Source organism: Tateyamaria sp. syn59 (genome assembly GCF_007995245.1).
In the GTDB taxonomy this organism is placed as follows: Bacteria; Pseudomonadota; Alphaproteobacteria; order Rhodobacterales; family Rhodobacteraceae; genus Tateyamaria.
In genome coordinates, this window is sequence record NZ_VCBA01000022.1 from 50102 (window position 1) to 65984 (window position 15883).

General features: G+C 62.6%; 13 protein-coding genes. 6 read left to right on the plus strand and 7 right to left on the minus strand.

The genetic code is table 11. The features are described 5' to 3' along the window. Position 1: 1 nt before the first annotated feature. From FD715_RS21435 to FD715_RS21465, 7 genes are all read right to left on the minus strand, one after another. The gene (locus tag FD715_RS21435) at positions 2-679 is read right to left on the minus strand and encodes a hypothetical protein (protein ID WP_147115015.1); all 678 of its coding nucleotides are present in this window, start codon (positions 677-679) and stop codon (positions 2-4) included. Next, positions 679-1122, minus strand: a complete 444-nt coding sequence (locus FD715_RS21440) for an ATP synthase subunit C (RefSeq protein ID WP_147115018.1) — start codon at positions 1120-1122, stop codon at positions 679-681. The genes FD715_RS21435 and FD715_RS21440 overlap by 1 nt, the downstream gene beginning before the upstream one ends. Then, on the minus strand, positions 1119-2912 hold the full coding sequence (locus FD715_RS21445) for a V-type ATP synthase subunit I (RefSeq protein ID WP_147115021.1): 1794 nt from the start codon (positions 2910-2912) through the stop codon (positions 1119-1121). The genes FD715_RS21440 and FD715_RS21445 overlap by 4 nt, the downstream gene beginning before the upstream one ends. Beyond that, positions 2909-3505, minus strand: coding sequence for a V-type ATP synthase subunit D (locus FD715_RS21450; RefSeq protein WP_147115024.1), 597 nt, complete (start codon positions 3503-3505; stop codon positions 2909-2911). Before FD715_RS21450 ends, FD715_RS21445 begins: the two co-directional genes overlap by 4 nt. Further along, positions 3483-4844, minus strand: coding sequence for a V-type ATP synthase subunit B (locus tag FD715_RS21455; RefSeq protein WP_147115027.1), 1362 nt, complete (start codon positions 4842-4844; stop codon positions 3483-3485). The genes FD715_RS21450 and FD715_RS21455 overlap by 23 nt, the downstream gene beginning before the upstream one ends. Then, a complete protein-coding gene (locus FD715_RS21460; RefSeq protein WP_147115030.1) occupies positions 4834-5811 on the minus strand; it encodes a carbamate kinase in 978 nt (325 codons plus the stop codon). Before FD715_RS21460 ends, FD715_RS21455 begins: the two co-directional genes overlap by 11 nt. Positions 5812-6276: 465 nt before the next feature. Next, positions 6277-7623, minus strand: a complete 1347-nt coding sequence (locus FD715_RS21465; RefSeq protein WP_147115033.1) for a hypothetical protein — start codon at positions 7621-7623, stop codon at positions 6277-6279. A gap of 288 nt (positions 7624-7911) precedes the next feature. Here FD715_RS21465 and FD715_RS21470 point away from each other — a divergent pair, with 288 nt between their 5' ends. The 6 genes from FD715_RS21470 to repA all read left to right on the plus strand — a co-directional run bounded on the left by FD715_RS21470 (position 7912) and on the right by repA (position 15882). Continuing rightward, positions 7912-8985, plus strand: coding sequence for a replication initiator protein A (locus FD715_RS21470; protein ID WP_147115035.1), 1074 nt, complete (start codon positions 7912-7914; stop codon positions 8983-8985). Between the two features lie 421 nt (positions 8986-9406). After that, complete coding sequence (locus FD715_RS21475; RefSeq protein WP_147115038.1) at positions 9407-11128, plus strand: alpha/beta hydrolase; 1722 nt, start codon at positions 9407-9409, stop codon at positions 11126-11128. 3 nt (positions 11129-11131) lie between these two features. Then, on the plus strand, positions 11132-11905 hold the full coding sequence (gene fabI / locus FD715_RS21480; RefSeq protein ID WP_147115041.1) for an enoyl-ACP reductase FabI: 774 nt from the start codon (positions 11132-11134) through the stop codon (positions 11903-11905). Further along, positions 11895-13304 (plus strand): bifunctional enoyl-CoA hydratase/phosphate acetyltransferase, encoded by a 1410-nt coding sequence (locus FD715_RS21485; RefSeq protein WP_223275030.1) that lies wholly within the window; start codon positions 11895-11897, stop codon positions 13302-13304. Before fabI ends, FD715_RS21485 begins: the two co-directional genes overlap by 11 nt. After that, positions 13301-14464 (plus strand): acetate/propionate family kinase, encoded by a 1164-nt coding sequence (locus FD715_RS21490; RefSeq protein ID WP_147115044.1) that lies wholly within the window; start codon positions 13301-13303, stop codon positions 14462-14464. The genes FD715_RS21485 and FD715_RS21490 overlap by 4 nt, the downstream gene beginning before the upstream one ends. A 200-nt stretch (positions 14465-14664) precedes the next feature. Next, complete coding sequence (gene repA, locus FD715_RS21495; RefSeq protein WP_147115047.1) at positions 14665-15882, plus strand: plasmid partitioning protein RepA; 1218 nt, start codon at positions 14665-14667, stop codon at positions 15880-15882. Position 15883 lies beyond the last annotated feature (1 nt).

Consider the following 15883-nt stretch of genomic DNA (forward strand, 5'->3'; position numbering starts at 1 on the left):
ACTACTTGATCACCCCTTCCAACACGGCGCGAAAGCGCGGCTGCAAATGCTGCATCAGCAGCGCGGCAATGGCCTGATCCGACAGATCCAGCGCCACGCCGTCCTCGCCAGCCTGCGCCCGAATACCGCCATGCAAATCACTCGCCGCATAAAGCGTCACACCCTCCTTCAACTGCTCCTGCGCCAGCCCAAGCACATACTGGGTCAAGGCCCCCGACTGGATGTCATCGGCATTGGCGGTGATGGCCTCAGGGCCCACCACCTCGGCAGGCAGGATCACACTGGCCCCCTCTCCCACCGACGCGGCCTCACCTGCGCGGCCCACAAGCTCCAGCACCATCTGGCGCAGCATCTCGGGGTCAGACATCTCGACACTCACCATGCGTTGCACATCCTGTTCAAACTGCGCCATCAGGGTCGATTTCATGGTCAGCACCGCATCGCGCATCGCCGTATTCAGCGCCTCCTCCCCCGCCCGCGCATAACGTTCGGCGGCCCGCTTCGCCTCAACCCGGGTCTTCTCGGCAGCTTCCTCCGCCTCACTCACGATCCGCGCGGCCTCAGTCTGAGCATCGGCCACCAGCCGCTCGGCCTCTGCCGTGCCAGCGGCCACACCGTCATGGCGCAACCGCGCGATCAGCGCATCGACCCCCTTCGCCGTCTCCTGCTCCACCGCCATCACGCAATCCCCGCGCTGATGACCAGGGCAAAGACAAAGGCAAAAACGCCAAACCCTTCAATGATCGCCGCAGGGGCCAAGGCCAGACCGAAGATCTGCGGCTTCTCCTTCGACGCATTGATCGCCGCGGCACAGGCGCGGCCCTGCCAGATCCCGCAGTAAAGCAGCGCAATCCCCGCCAGCAGCCCCACACCAAACAGGCCCCCGGCATTCTCCAGCGTCACCTCGCGGTTCAGCGTGAACATGATAACGATGCCATAAATCACAAAGGTCGACGGAAAGGCCGAGATGCCCACGAACCGGCCATAGCCGCCCTCGGTCTCCAGCATGGCCCCAATGCTCGCCTGCCCCGCAATCGAACAGCCGATGGAACTGGCCACGGCCCCCAAGGCCATAGGGGCGAAAATGCCCAGCCAGCCCAATGCAATCACCAATTCCGTCATTCCTGAACCTCCTTGCGGGCAAAGGCCCGGAAGGGGACGCCCTCCTCGGGCAGCCCCCATTTGTAAAACTCGATGAAATTGAGCCGCAGGCCGTGGACCACCCCGCTCATCATGGCCAGCGCAAAGTTCAACACATGGCCGATGATGAAAATCAGCAGCCCGCCCAGCAGGCCCAGACCCGAGCCCGACGCCATCACATCCGCCGCAAGCCCGTTGAAGGTGATGGCCAGCGACGCAGACGCCAGCCCAAGCGCAAAGAGCCGCATATAGGACAGCACATCGCCAAAGAGGCCCATCAGCTCCGCGACCCCCTTCAGCCCGTCAAACCCGCGCCACAGCCAATCACCGCGCTTGGTCACGGGCCGATCACTGGCAAACCACATGACCAGAACCAGCCCCAGCACCATCAGCGCGCCACCGACAGTGCGCGGCGTCCCCTCCAGCCCGCCAATCCACAGCACCGACCCACCGACAAGCAGCGCAATCCACCCCAGATTTCCAAACCGGCTGCGCGTCGCTTTCGCGACAAAGGCCATCGCATTGGCAAAACAGATGTGCAGCACACCGATCAGGATCGACAGCATCATCATCGTGTCAAAGTCGTTCAGGTCGAGGACCGCAAAGCCCGCGAGCACCCCACGCCCAGGCGGGCCAAATCCGAAATAGCTGCCCACGATCACGCCAAAGGCCACCGTGGCCCCCGCCAGATACAGCCCCATCCGCCGCCATGCCCGCAGCGCGGCCGTGGCCCCCAGCCGCTGCCAGAACAGCAGCACACCCACAGCCACCATCGCGCCGTACCCCGCATCCGCCACGATCATGGCAAAGAACATGGCAAAGGACAGCATCAGCATCCGTGTCGGATCCCAAGCGCGGTAGTTCGGCACCTGATAGAAATTCGCCAGATCCACGCCCGCCCCCGCCTCATCCGGTTGCTCAAGCAGCGTCGGCGGAACCTCGTCCCACGCAGGCGCCTCAATCAACACGGCCAGCCCCAGATCGACACAGGTCCGCTCCACCTCAGGCACCCGCGCCTCAGGCACCCAGCCCTGCACGGCAAACAGATCCGGATCGCGCAGCGTCTGCGTGTCGGCATAGGCACGCTCGGCCAGCGTCTCCGCCTCCGACAGGTTGGCCCGCAACAGCGTCAGATAGCGCGTCATCGCCATCCGCTCGCCCAGCAGCGTCTCAATCTCGATCTCGGCGGCTTCCAGATCAGCCTCCAGCACCCGCCCCGGCTTCGACCCCAGATGCACCCGCGGCACAGGCAGCAGATCAACGGGCGGCTCGTCGGGGCTCAGAACGACCACAAACAGATGCCGCGTATCCTGCCCCACGATCTGCCACGGCAACGCCACCGATTGCAGTGCGGCGCGATGCTTCACCGGCAATTGCCAGAACCACAGCCGCTGCCCGGCCAGGCTCTCCAGCGGGGGAAATTCAAAATCCCCCCAGGGCTGCATATGCGCCAACCGATTGGCAAGCGCATCCCGCCGGTCCCGCGCCGCGCGCAACCGATCCTTCAACGCCAGCGCATCGGCGACAAAGGCCTGAACATCGAACTCCGGATCACTCCGCACCTGCCGCCGCGGCCCCGGCACCACAGCCAGAAAGCGCAACGCCTTATAGGCATCCTCCGCCTCCCGGCTCACCCGCTTCTCCACGCGGCTCTCAACCGGGCACATCGGCAGCAAGTGCATCGCGCCCAACTCCTGTAGCCGCGTCAGCGCCACATCCTGCGCCTCAACCGGCCCCACAAGGCTCAGCTTCTGCACAGGCGCAATGCTCATGCCGCCCCCCGCTTGCGCTTGGCCAGCTTCGACCGCGTCACTGCACTGGTCTGTTGATCACCCAGATAAATCCGGATCTTCTTGATATTGGCCCGCGCGTTGGGGATCAGCACCTTGTCAAACAGGTTCAGCCGCTGGGTCACGGTCTGCACCGCCTTGTCGAGCACCTCCACCCGCTGCCGCGCCACCTGCACGCGCAGCCGCGCCGTCAGCATGTCATGCAGCAGATGCGCCACGTGATCGACCCAATGGGGCAGCACCATCTTGGAATAGGGCCGCACCGTCACCTCGATCCGGTCGAGCACAGGCAGGCGCGTGCCCACCACGTTTTCCTCGCCCAGATGATAATCGGTCAGCTCCACCAACCCGCCCAGATCAATGTCGCGATTGCTCAGCATCGGCACATCACGGCCCACCTGTGCGGCCAGCCGGTCCACCTCCGCCTGCAAGGCCGCCACCTCGGCCACGGCCTTCGCCCGCTCCGCCATCAACTGCTGCCGCTTCAGGTCCAGCGACGGCAAAAACCGTTCAAACGACCGCAGCTGCGCCGCCTCGCGGGCCAGCGAGGACTTATTCAGCTGCAACCGCGCCATGCGACCCCTTGGGGAAATACTTGTCGATCAACGGTTGCTTCATCAGCAACTGCGCAGGCTCAAAGCACTCGGCCAGCGTCTGCCAGCACAGGTCCAGCGCCTCCTCCAGCGGGATCGACACGTTGATGTCCATGAACCGCGCCCGGAACAGATCGCCAAACTTCAGCACCTGATGGTCATACTCCGACAGCTCGAACGCCATCGCCTGCTTCTGCGCCGCATCCCGCGCCTCGGAGTAAAACCGGATCATCGTGTTCATGATCTGCCCGTGATCCTCGCGCGTGGTCTTGCCCACCACATTCTGCTTGAGGCGCGACAGGCTGCCGAACGGATCAATCACACCGGAATGCAGGTAAAACTGCCCCTCGGTGATATACCCAGTGTTGTCAGGCACCGGATGGGTCACATCATTGCCGGGCATGGTGGTGACGGCCAGAATGGTGACGGACCCGCCCTTGGCATAGTCGCACGCCTTCTCGTACCGCCGCGCCAACTCGCTATAGAGGTCGCCCATATAGCCGCGCTGCGATGGCACCCGCTCTTGGCTGATGCCCACTTCCTTCATCGCATCGGCATAGGCGGTCATGTCGGTCAGCAGGACCAGCACCCGCTTGCCCTCCTCCACCGCGAACTTCTCGGCCACGGCCAGCGCCAGATCAGGCACCAGCAACCGCTCCACCAGCGGGTCCGACGCCTGATTGACGAACATGACCGTGCGCGAAAACACCCCCGCATCCTCGAACGACTGCCGGAAGGTATGAAAATCGTCAAAGATCAGGCCCATGCCGCCAAACACGACAACATCCGCATCCGCCTGAATGCCGATGCGCGCCAGAAACGGGTTGTAGGGCTCGCCCGACACCGAAAAGATCGGGATCTTCTGACTCTCAACGAGGCTGTTGAACACATCAATCATCGGCACGTCCGTGCGGATCATCCGCTTTGGCACAACGCGCTCCGCCGGGTTCACCGACGGCCCGCCAATGTCGTACCGCGGCTCACCGCCCAGATCAGGCCCGCCGTCCACCGGCGCCCCTGCCCCGTCAAAGACGCGGCCCAAAATGTTGCCGGAATACGGCACCTGCATCGGATGGCCCAGAAACGTGGCCGTCGCGCCCGTCGAAATCCCTTTGGTCCCCGAAAACACCTGCAGGCTCACGACATCGCGCTCGATCCGAATGACCTGAGCGAGCGAAGATGCCCCATCAACACTCTTGACCACCGCCAGGTCGCCATAGCGCACCACGCTGTCCACCCCCGCCTGCTCCGGCACATGGACCTTCAGCGTGTCGCCCACGATCTCCAGCACCTGCGAATAGCGGATCAGCTCACGTACCATGGCGCATCTCCGGGGCCGGCGCCGCGCCGCGCAAGGGGGCCGCCTCGTGAAAGGTGATCCCGGTCTCGTCCGGCGAAATCACCGTGCCGCGCTGCCCCGCCACCATCGCGCTCAGGTCAGACACCGCGCCGATAGCGGCCGTCTTGCCGGTGGCGCGCACGAACTGACAGGCGGCAGCGACCTTGGTGCCCATCGACCCCTCCGCAAAGCCATGCCGTTCCAGCGCATCGGGCGACGCCAACTTGACTGCACGCTGATCAGCGGTGCCCCAGTCCAGACACACGGCCTCGACATCAGTCGCGGCAATGAACAGATCGGCCCCCACCTCGCGCGCCAGCAATTCGGCGGCAAAGTCACGGTCCACAACCGCCTCAACCGCCTCCAGATCGCCCGTATCGTTGTAGACGGTCGGCACGCCCCCGCCGCCCGCACACAGGACCAGCGTGCCCTGCTCGACCAACCACTGCAGCGGGCGCTTCTGAAAAATGCGACGCGGGCGCGGGGCGGCAACGGCACGGCGCCACCCTGCCCCGTCGGCACGCATCTCCCACCCGGTCCGGGCCACGATCCGCTCCGCCTCCGCCCGGTCATAGACGGGGCCGACACAATAGGTCGGATCGTCAAAGGCCGGGTCGTCCAGATCCACCTCGATCATCGGCACAAGGGTCGCAATCGGCGTGTCGAAGGGCAGCCAATTGCCCAATTCCTGCTCCAGCATATAGCCGGTGACAGCCTCGGTCTGTGCGGCCAGCACATCGCCTGGAAAGGTCTCACCGCGCGCATGGGTCTGCAGCGCCAGCACACCGGGCTGCGGCCCCGCGCCATGGGCCACAACCACCTGATGTTCCAAGGCAATCCTGGCCACGCCCTTGGCGGCACAGACCAGTTTGGCCCGCTGATCCTCCGCGCTCAGGTCGTGGCGCGCACCGGGCAGGGCGGCCCCGCCCAAAGCCGTGACAATACGCATCTTCAGCGGCCCCCTGCCCCGGACATCCTGCATCCCAACGCCCCGATACGCCCGCCACACACCACACAAGGCGCGCACGGCACGGTCAGTGCAAACAGCATGGTATGACCCGCGTTCGGAGGCTTCATCTTTCCCACGTCAATGGCCTGTCGGACATGCACGGCAGCGCACATGCTGGCGCGCACTCTAGGCAAGGGGAACGGGGGGCAATTGACCTGCGTCAACTCACTGCGCGTTCCGCTCAAACTTGCCGCAGCGTCAACTGCAGGCACGGGCGAAACACCGTCGGCGTCTGCTGGGATGACACGGGTCCAAACACCCAAATCGCAGCGCACCCGCTTCGAGCGCACTGACCGGCGGCTTTGCGAACACGATGCCCCATGCCCGCAAAACCCTTGATCAAAACATCACACAAAGCCGGGTTCGCAACCGTCCTGCGAACCCGGCGCGCTATTCCAAAGACCCTCAGAACCCGCGTGGAATCCTCAGCGCACTCTCATGTCGCGCAGCGAGTTGTTCCTTGCGCTGCTCCGGCGAAAAATCAGGTTCGCATTCCAGCCTTTTGGCAAGCTGATCAAAGGTCAGAACCTCCCGTTCCGGGGTGCTTGGTGTCTCAGGTTCTTCATTGGGACAGTGCGGAATGCCCTGCCAGCGCATGAAGACAAAGGCCGTCGAGGCACCCGCCGGGTCCAGCCAGTTTTCAAATCCGGGATCCTTCGCACTGATCACAAAGCGGTACTTGTCGTCCTCGCTCTGGTACGCCTGCTTGGTTGTCAGGCTCGTTTGCCGGCGCCGAAAATCAAGCGCGTTGAACCACAGATCACCCAGTTGAATGCCATGATACCGGGCGTCGGACGCGTCCACTGTGATCAGAATGGCCGTGTCATCGCTCATCTGGAAATGACCGGCAGAGTTAAACTGCCCGGGCAGACCCTGACCGGTTTTGCGCGTCGGGCTCATATGATTTGCGGGCAAAGTGACCCTGAGTTGCTCGACAAATTTGATCCAGCCTCTGACAGAGTTGGTCAAATACCGCGCCGCCCGATCGTATTGCTGGTCCACAAGCGCAGGCGTGGGCAGCGGGTTCGGTGTCCCGACAGTGTCCAGCCGTTCAATGCGCCACGTGCCGCCCGTTTCCGTGTCCCAATCCATCAGGCTTTCCCGGATCAGGATGCTGTTTGCACGCAGCTTCCCTTTCGGCGTGATTTTCGTGTTGCACAGCCAGTTTTCACCGATCTTCAGGTCGCACGGCTCGGTGTCACTGATCAGGATGGTGAACTCGCCGTTCCGTTTGACCGACAGGTCGCTCCGGTCCATTTCATCGACAGGGATCGGGCTTGTCAGGTTTTCGTTAAAGCCCGGATCACCCGCGCCAACCTGAATCTGCAAATCCGCGCTGGTCCCGCGTTTGCCGTGGATCACATAGGTTCCGGGTGTTTCGATAGTCGCCAGAAAGTACAGGTTGTCCGGGTTCACCAACCCGAACTGATTGTGCTTATCAAGGCGCGCAAACTCCGGGAAATAGGGGTCATGCAGGACAAATCCCTGATCCAGCGCCGCAGCGATCTGGTGCTTAAGCTGTCGCTCGGCAGCAGCCCGTTCCTGTTCCGGATTGGCGCTGTATTGCATCCACGGTGCCAGCGACATCGCGCGTCGGGCCTCCTCAATGGCCAGCGCGAACCGTTGCGACCCAACCAGGGCTGACCGGTCCACCGGTGCCTCTTTCGCGCGGGATTGGTCCGGAGTGACCAGCGCAAGCGGGCCGCCCAACACGCGGCCGCCTTGGATTTTCTCGTTCGATGTCGTTTCCATGTCTATTGCCCTCATGCATTGGTGTTTGCGGATCGACCAACAGGCCGGATTGCTTATGGGTCGTGCAAACGCGGGAAACGGTTCAAACAGAGGTTGAAAAAAGTGCCCGATGGCGGCGGCGCGGACGCAGATATCTTGAACGCAACCTCTTGGGGAGACCTGCGCGCCGCCCTAGCCGCCTTGTGCCAAAAATCACCGCCACAACAATATCTTGAAAATATCGGTACATCGGGAACAGAAAACTCGGTATAACGGGAACACATCAGATTCGGTACATCGGGAACGGACGTGTCAGACAAACAAGTGGACCTCTTCCTCGACCAGCTCGCCGATGCGCCCGTCAAGGACGAGCGTGCGCTGATGGAGTTTCCGTTCTTCTCCCTGCAAAAACGGCCCCGCATGACCCCCTTCATCTTCGATGACGGCGTGGTGAAGATCGAGATCCAGCCGGGCCACAAGGGCATCGCCACCATCTGGGACAAGGACATCCTGATCTACCTCACCTCGCTGGTGAACGAACGCATCGAAAACGGCCGCTTCGACGCCGACGCCACCAGCACGATCCAGGACCGCACGATCACCTTCTCCGCCTACGACTTCCTCAAGGTCACGGGCCGCAGTTCCGGCAAACGCGCCTACGAGCTGTTCCTCGACGCCCTCGACCGCCTCCGCTCCACCAACATCCTCACGAACATCACCGCAGGCGACGAACGCGAACGCCGCGGTTTCGGCTGGATCGAGGATTGGCGCGTTATCGAACGCACCAACCGGCGCGGGCAAAAGGTCATGGGCGCGGTCGAAGTCACCATGAACCGCTGGATGTTCAACGCCATCGTCAAAGATCGGCGCGTGTTGACCATCAACCGCGATTACTTCCGTCTGTCCAAGGGGTTAGAGCGTCGGCTCTATGAACTCGCCCGCAAACACGTGGGCCGCCAGCCTGAATGGTACATCGGCATCAAGCGGCTCGCGGAAAAATGCGGCTCCATCGACACCGAACGGAAATTCAAGTTCCGCATCAACGAGATTTGCGAGGCAGGCACCATCCCCGACTACCACGTCCAGATCGTGGACCCCGCCTCCGTCTCCACCCCGTTCAAGCCCAAGGGCAAGCAGGCCCTCGTCCGCTTCCAGCCCAAATTCGACGACCAAGGCGTTCCCGATGTACCGACAACGCTCAACCTTGACGTCGCCCACTCGGTGCTGACCGACATCAAGCACGCCAATCCCGAATATGACATCCAGTACATCCTCAACGCGTGGCAGGACTGGGCCATGACCAGAGACGAACCGGTTAAAAACCCTAACGCCGCCTTCCGCGCCTTCGCCAAGAAGTACATCGAAGCCAACCCGATCTGGTGACTCGGTACATCAGGAACATCCGTTCGGTACTTCAGGAACACCCCCTTCGGTACATCAAGAACGCAACTTCGGTACAACAGGAACGCATGTTCGGTACATCAGGAACGGCAAATACATCCAAACACCTGATTTCCCTAAACCTTCTCTCAGGCATAACACCCTAACAAACCTAACCATATTTCTAACAGAAATAACCAAATCCCCTTTATCAGAGACTGTTCCCTTGCATCATCCGACGGAATTTTGCTGAGAAAACAGCCCTCCATTGCAAACTCAAGCGTTCCCGAAGTACCGATAACGCGCCCAAACCCCACGCCTGCAGAGGGATGGCAATTTTCCGCCGAACGCCTCGGCAGTCGTACGCTTGTGATGCTAAGCCCCCATCCCTACCTCCGACGAGACCAGCAGCCGGAGGCGCATAATGAAGGACCTGCAGCACGACCCCAAATCCGGCAGCACAGGCGACGATCACCCGATCCGCAAGCTCCTGTCCTCGATGACCATGGGCGCCTCCCCCGCTTCCGCCATCACCATGTGGACCGACTGGGCCGTGCACCTCGGCACGTCCCCCGACAAACAACTCGCCCTCGCCCGCGAGGCCCAGCAAAACTGGACCAACTGGCTCACCTTCATGGCCAAGGGGTGCCCAGCGGACCCCGACCACTGGCCCGCACAGCCCAAGAAAACCGACCGCCGCTTCCGCGACCCGCTCTGGTCCAAACCGCCCTACGCCGCCTGGGCACAAGCGTTCCTGCTGACCGAAGACTTCTACAACACCGCAACCTCAGACATCCCCGGCCTGACGCCCGCGCACGACGCCGCCATGACGTTCACGGTCCGCCAGATGCTCGACGCCCTGGCACCCAGCAACTTCCTCGCCACCAATCCCGAGGCGCTCAAACGCACCGCCGAAACCGGTGGCCAAAACCTGATTGAGGGGGCCTTTCACGCCTTCGCCGATGCCCAGAATGCAGCGCACCGCATCCGCAAGGCGCCCACCAAAACCGTCGGCAAGGACGTGGCCGTCACACCGGGCAAGGTTGTCCTGCGCACCCACCTGATGGAACTGATCCAATACGCGCCCACAACGGACACGGTACATCGGGAACCGATCCTCATGGTGCCCGCCTGGATCATGAAATACTACATCCTCGACCTCAGCCCCGACAATTCGATGATCCGCTACCTCACGGAACAGGGCTTTACGGTCTTTGCGATCTCCTGGCGCAATCCCGATGCGACCGACGCGCATCTCGGCATGATGGACTACCTGAAACAGGGGCCGATGACGGCACTGGACCACATCTGCCAAACCACCGGCGCCGAACGGGTCCACGCCACCGGCTACTGCCTCGGCGGCACGCTCATGTCCATTGCCGCCGCGCAGATGGCCCGCGACGGTGACACACGACTGGCCAGCCTCACCCTCCTCGCCGCCCAAACCGACTTCACCGAGGCGGGCGAACTGACACTGTTCATCAACGAAAGCCAGGTCGCCGTGCTCGAAGACGTCATGGCCGAACAGGGCTGCCTCGAAGCCAACCAGATGATGAGCGCCTTCCAGATGCTGCGCTCAAACGACTTGATCTGGTCGCAAATGATCCGCCGCTACCTGATGGGCGAAGGCGAGGCTGAGATGAACGATCTCATGTCCTGGAACGCCGACAGCACGCGCATGCCCGCGCGGATGCACTCCGAATACCTGCGCCAGATGTTCCTGAACAACGATCTGGCCGCCGGGCGCTACCAGGTGGACGGGCGCGCGGTCTCCCTGCGCGACATCCGCGCGCCGATCTTTGGCGTGGGCACCGAAACCGACCACATCGCGCCGTGGAAATCGGTGTTCAAGATCCACGATCTGGGCCATGCCGACGTGACCTTTGCCCTGACCAATGGCGGGCACAATGCCGGGGTCATATCCAAACCCGGCCACAACCGCCGCCACTACCGACTGCACACCATCCGCGACGATGAAAACACCCTCACGCCGGAGGATTGGATGCAGGTGGCCGAGATGCATCAGGGCAGCTGGTGGCCTGCCTGGACCACGTGGCTGGCAGAGCAGTCAAGCGACAGGATCGCACCCCCGAAAATGAGCGGCACGCTGGAGGACGCGCCGGGAACCTATGTCAAAATGGAGTAGGATATGTTGCCCAAAACTGAGTTCCTTGCTGGAAAAAAGGGGCTCGTCGTCGGCGTGGCCAATGACCACTCCATCGCTGCGGGCTGTGCCCGCGCCTTTCATGCCTCCGGTGCCGATCTCGCACTGACCTACCAGACCGAAAAGTCCCGAAAATTTGTCGCCCCCGTCGCCGACGCGGTCGAGGCCGATCTGTTCTTGCCCCTCGACGTCACCGATGACGCCCAGATCGACGCAGTGTTCGAGGCCATCAGGGCCCGCTGGGGGCGGCTCGACTTTCTGGTGCACTCCATCGCCTATTGCCCGCGCGATGATCTGCACGGCCGGGTCGTGGACTGCTCTAAGGACGGGTTCGGGATCGCCATGGATGTCTCTGTCCACTCCCTGATCCGGCTCGCCCGGCGTGCCGAAACGCTGATGACCGAGGGGGGCACCATCCTCACCGTGTCCTATCACGGCGCCGAACGGGTCGTGGACAATTACAACATCATGGGCCCGGTCAAGGCCGCTTTGGAGGCCACGACGCGCTATCTCGCCGTTGAACTGGGCCCCAAAAACATCCGCGTGAACGCCATGTCCCCCGGCCCCCTGCAAACCCGCGCGGCCTCCGGCATCGACCATTTCGACGCGCTGATCGACGACGCCAAAACCCGCGCGCCGCTGCACCAGCTCACCACCATAGATGAGGTCGGCGCGATGGCCGCCTGCCTCGTCTCGGACTTTGCCCGCTCCGTCACTGGAAACACCGCCTATATCGACGGAGGACACCATGTCGTCTGATCTCAACCCAAGCATGGGCTTCATCGAAAACCGACCCTTCGACGACATCGCCGTGGGCGACAGCGCCGAGTTGGTGCGCACCCTCACCGCCCAGGACATCGACGCCTTTGCCGTCGTGTCTGGCGATGTGAATCCGGCCCATGTGGACGCGGAGTTTGCGCAGGAAGAGGTCTTTCACAAAGTCATCGCCCACGGCATGTGGGGCGGCGCCCTGATCTCGACCGTGCTTGGCACCCAACTGCCCGGACCGGGCACGATTTATCTGGATCAAAGCCTGAAATTTCTGAAACCCGTGGGTATTGGTGATACGGTAACGGTGCGAGTGACGGTCACCGAAAAACACGCCGAGAAAAAGCGTCTGACGCTTGACTGCGTGTGTACCAACGGCGACGGTAAGCCTGTGATCACCGGGCAGGCGGTCGTTCTGGCCCCAACGGAAAAGATCAGGCGCCCCCGCGTTGTCATGCCCGACCTCGTCATGCACCGCCGCGGCGCGAACCATGACCGTCTGCTCGAGGCTGCGCGCAAGCACCCTGCCCTGCCCACAGCCGTCGTGCATCCCTGCGATGCAACGTCTCTAACCGCAGCGTTAGACACAGTTTCCCAGGGCCTGATCGCCCCCCTTCTTGTCGGTCCGGAGCCTCGGATCCGCGCCGTGGCTGAGGCCGAAGGGCTCGACCTCTCGGGCCTCGACATCATCGACACCCCCCACAGCCACGCCTCCGCCGAACAGGCCGTCGCCCTGGTCCGCGAGGGCCGTGCAAAGGCGCTGATGAAAGGCGCCCTTCACACCGACGAAATCATGTCCGCCGTGGTCTCCAAGGCGACCGGTCTGCGCAGTGAACGACGGATGAGCCACGTCTACGTCATGGACGTCCCCACCTACCCCAAGCCGCTCCTAATCACCGACGCCGCGATCAACATTGCGCCCGATCTTCAGACCAAGGCCGACATCGTCCAGAACGCCATCGACCTCGCCCACGCCCTCGGCATCGACATGCCCAAAGTGGCGCTGCTGTCAGCCGTCGAAACCATCACCCCCCGGATGCAGTCCACGGTCGAGGCTGGCGCCCTCTGCAAGATGGCCGACCGTGGCCAGATCAAAGGCGGCGTCCTCGACGGCCCCCTTGCCTTCGACAACGCCATTTCCATGCGCGCGGTGGCCAGCAAAGGCATAACCTCACCCGTCGCCGGACAGGCCGACATCCTCGTCGCCCCCGACCTCGAAGCCGGCAACATGATCGCCAAGCAGCTTATGTATCTCGCAGGCGCCGAGGGCGCCGGGATCGTGCTGGGGGCACAGGTCCCCATCATCCTGACCAGCCGCGCCGACGACCGCCGCACCCGCGTCGCCTCCGCCGCGATTGCCTCGCTTTTCAGCGGAGCTTTGGCCCGATGAGCCGCGCAATCCTGACGCTGAACACCGGCTCCTCCTCGCTGAAATTCGGCCTCTACCGCGACGCCCCGGAACCCGAGATGCTGCTCACCGGCCAGGTCGACGGGCTGGGTCCAGAAGCCCATCTGGTGGTCGAGAAAACTACCCAAACCATCAACGCCCCGACCCACACGGATGCTCTGGAACAGGTCATCCTCGCCCTCCACCCGCACATGTCATGCCTGACCATCTCAGGGGTCGGGCACCGCATCGTTCATGGTGGGCCGAAATACGCGGAGCCCATGGTCCTGACGCCCGACGTGCTGACCGCGCTGGCCGAGTTCTCGCCCCTCGCGCCGCTGCACCAGCCCCACAATCTGGCGGGGGTCGAGGCGGCGCGGGCGGCCTTCCCGGACGCGGTGCAGGTGGGGTGTTTTGATACGGCCTTTCACCGGGGGCATCCGTGGGTCAACGACACCTTCGCGCTGCCTCGGAATTTCTACCATGAGGGGGTGCGGCGGTATGGGTTTCACGGGCTGAGTTACGACTACATCACCGGCGTGATCGCGGTGGAAGATCCTGAGTTGCACAAGAAGAAATTGATCATTGCGCACTTGGGAAACGGGGCGTCGATGTGTGCTGTCAGAGCCGGGAAAAGCGTGGGGTCGAGCATGGGGTTTTCGGCGCTCGACGGGCTGCCGATGGGCACGCGCTGCGGGCAGATTGATCCGGGGGCGGTGCTGTATCTGATCGAGCAGCGGGGGATGGCGCCGGAGGATGTGCTGGCGATGCTTTACAAGGAGAGTGGGCTTTTGGGGCTGTCGGGACTGACCAGTGACATGCGGACTTTGCTGGGGTCGGAGAAGCCTGAGGCGGGGGAGGCAATTGATTACTATGTGTTCCGGGCAAGACGGGAGATTGGGGCTTTGACGGCTGTGCTGGGCGGGATTGATGCGCTGGTTTTCTGTGGGGGGATCGGGGAGAATGCCGCCGTAATCCGGGCGCGGATTTCGGAGGGGTTGGAGTATCTGGGGATTTCGGTTGATGCGGAGGCCAACCTTCGGAATGATCGCGAGATAGGGGCTGGAGCGACGCGGGTGATGGTTATTCCGACGGATGAGGAGCGGATCATTGCGCGGGCGGTGAATGTGGCGCTTTCGGAGCGGGTGGCGCGGGCCGGGTGAGGCTTTTGACAGCCGTGCAAATGGGATTACGCCTTTGGAAACAATGCGGTACGGTGTATTTGCCGTTTCTTAACCGTCCGTTCCGACGACGCTGTCCCGCTTATGTGCCATAGAAAACTGTTGTGGATAACCCTCTGCCGCGGTATTCACAGTTCAAGAGCACAAATCGCGCAAAAAGCGATATTACATGAGGCGGCAGCATGGGAAACCCCTTGTTAGAGACTGATACAGTCGAATTGCCCTTTGATGAGATCATCCTGCGCCAAGGTGAGTTGATCTCGGACAGGCTGAACATTCTGCGGCAGGAACAGTATCCGCCGAACGCGCAAAAGGGGCTACGGTCGTTCTCGCTGGCGGAGGTGGCGTATTTCCTCGGCGTCACGCAATCCACGATCAAAAAGCTGCATCTGGAGGGTAAGGGGCCGGAACCTGAAACCTCGCCGTCGGGGCGTCGGTCCTATACCGCCGAGCAGATGCTGGAGTTGCGCCGATACCTTGATGCGCATGGGCGGCCGGGCAAGCGGCGGTATGTGCCGCACCGGAGCGCGGGCGAAGAGCTGCACGTGATCTCGGTCGTGAACTTCAAGGGTGGCAGCGGCAAGACGACGACGGCGGCGCATCTGGCGCAGCATCTGGCGCTGAAGGGGCATCGGGTGCTGGCGGTGGACCTGGACCCGCAGGCGTCGTTGACGGCGCTGCACGGGATTCAGCCTGAGTTAGACTCTGTTTCGTCGCTGTACGAGACGCTGCGCTACGACGATGAGCGCCAGCCGATCAGTGCGGTGATCCGGCCCACGAATTTCCCGAACCTCGATATTGTGCCTGCGAGCCTCGACTTGCAGGAATACGAGTATGACACGCCTGTCGCGCTGACCAGCAGCGACCCGACGGAGGGGCGGACGTTCTTTACCCGCATCTCGAAGGCGCTGGAGGAGGTGGAGGACCAGTATGACATCGTGGTCATCGACTGCCCGCCGCAGCTTGGGTATCTGACCCTGACGGCCCTGACAGCGTCGAGTTCGGTGCTGATCACGGTGCATCCGCAAATGCTGGATGTGATGTCGATGAGTCAGTTCCTGTTGATGCTGGGCGGTATCCTGCAGACCATTCGCGAAGCCGGGGCGGAGATGCGGCTGCAATGGTTCCGCTATCTGGTGACGCGGTTCGAGCCGACGGACGGGCCGCAAAAGCAGATGGTCGGGTTCCTGCAGGCGATGTTCCCGGAGCAGATGCTGGAAGCGCAGATGGTCAAGTCGACGGCCATTTCGGATGCGGGGATTACGAAACAGACGCTTTACGAGGTTGAGCGCGGGCAGTTCGTGCGCGCGACCTATGACCGGGCGATGGGGTCGCTGAACGCGGTGAATGACGAGATTGCGGGGCTGGTGCATGAGGCCTGGGGGCGTGACCTGCCGTGAG

Coding starts and splice junctions, on each gene's coding strand:
- FD715_RS21435 (WP_147115015.1), bottom strand. CDS start 679: ATGGCGGTGGAGCAGGAGACGGCGAAGGGGGTCGATGCGCTGATCGCG.
- FD715_RS21440 (WP_147115018.1), bottom strand. CDS start 1,122: ATGACGGAATTGGTGATTGCATTGGGCTGGCTGGGCATTTTCGCCCCT.
- FD715_RS21445 (WP_147115021.1), bottom strand. CDS start 2,912: ATGAGCATTGCGCCTGTGCAGAAGCTGAGCCTTGTGGGGCCGGTTGAG.
- FD715_RS21450 (WP_147115024.1), bottom strand. CDS start 3,505: ATGGCGCGGTTGCAGCTGAATAAGTCCTCGCTGGCCCGCGAGGCGGCG.
- FD715_RS21455 (WP_147115027.1), bottom strand. CDS start 4,844: ATGGTACGTGAGCTGATCCGCTATTCGCAGGTGCTGGAGATCGTGGGC.
- FD715_RS21460 (WP_147115030.1), bottom strand. CDS start 5,811: ATGCGTATTGTCACGGCTTTGGGCGGGGCCGCCCTGCCCGGTGCGCGC.
- FD715_RS21465 (WP_147115033.1), bottom strand. CDS start 7,623: ATGGAAACGACATCGAACGAGAAAATCCAAGGCGGCCGCGTGTTGGGC.
- FD715_RS21475 (WP_147115038.1), top strand. CDS start 9,407: ATGAAGGACCTGCAGCACGACCCCAAATCCGGCAGCACAGGCGACGAT.
- fabI (WP_147115041.1), top strand. CDS start 11,132: ATGTTGCCCAAAACTGAGTTCCTTGCTGGAAAAAAGGGGCTCGTCGTC.
- FD715_RS21485 (WP_223275030.1), top strand. CDS start 11,895: ATGTCGTCTGATCTCAACCCAAGCATGGGCTTCATCGAAAACCGACCC.
- FD715_RS21490 (WP_147115044.1), top strand. CDS start 13,301: ATGAGCCGCGCAATCCTGACGCTGAACACCGGCTCCTCCTCGCTGAAA.
- repA (WP_147115047.1), top strand. CDS start 14,665: ATGGGAAACCCCTTGTTAGAGACTGATACAGTCGAATTGCCCTTTGAT.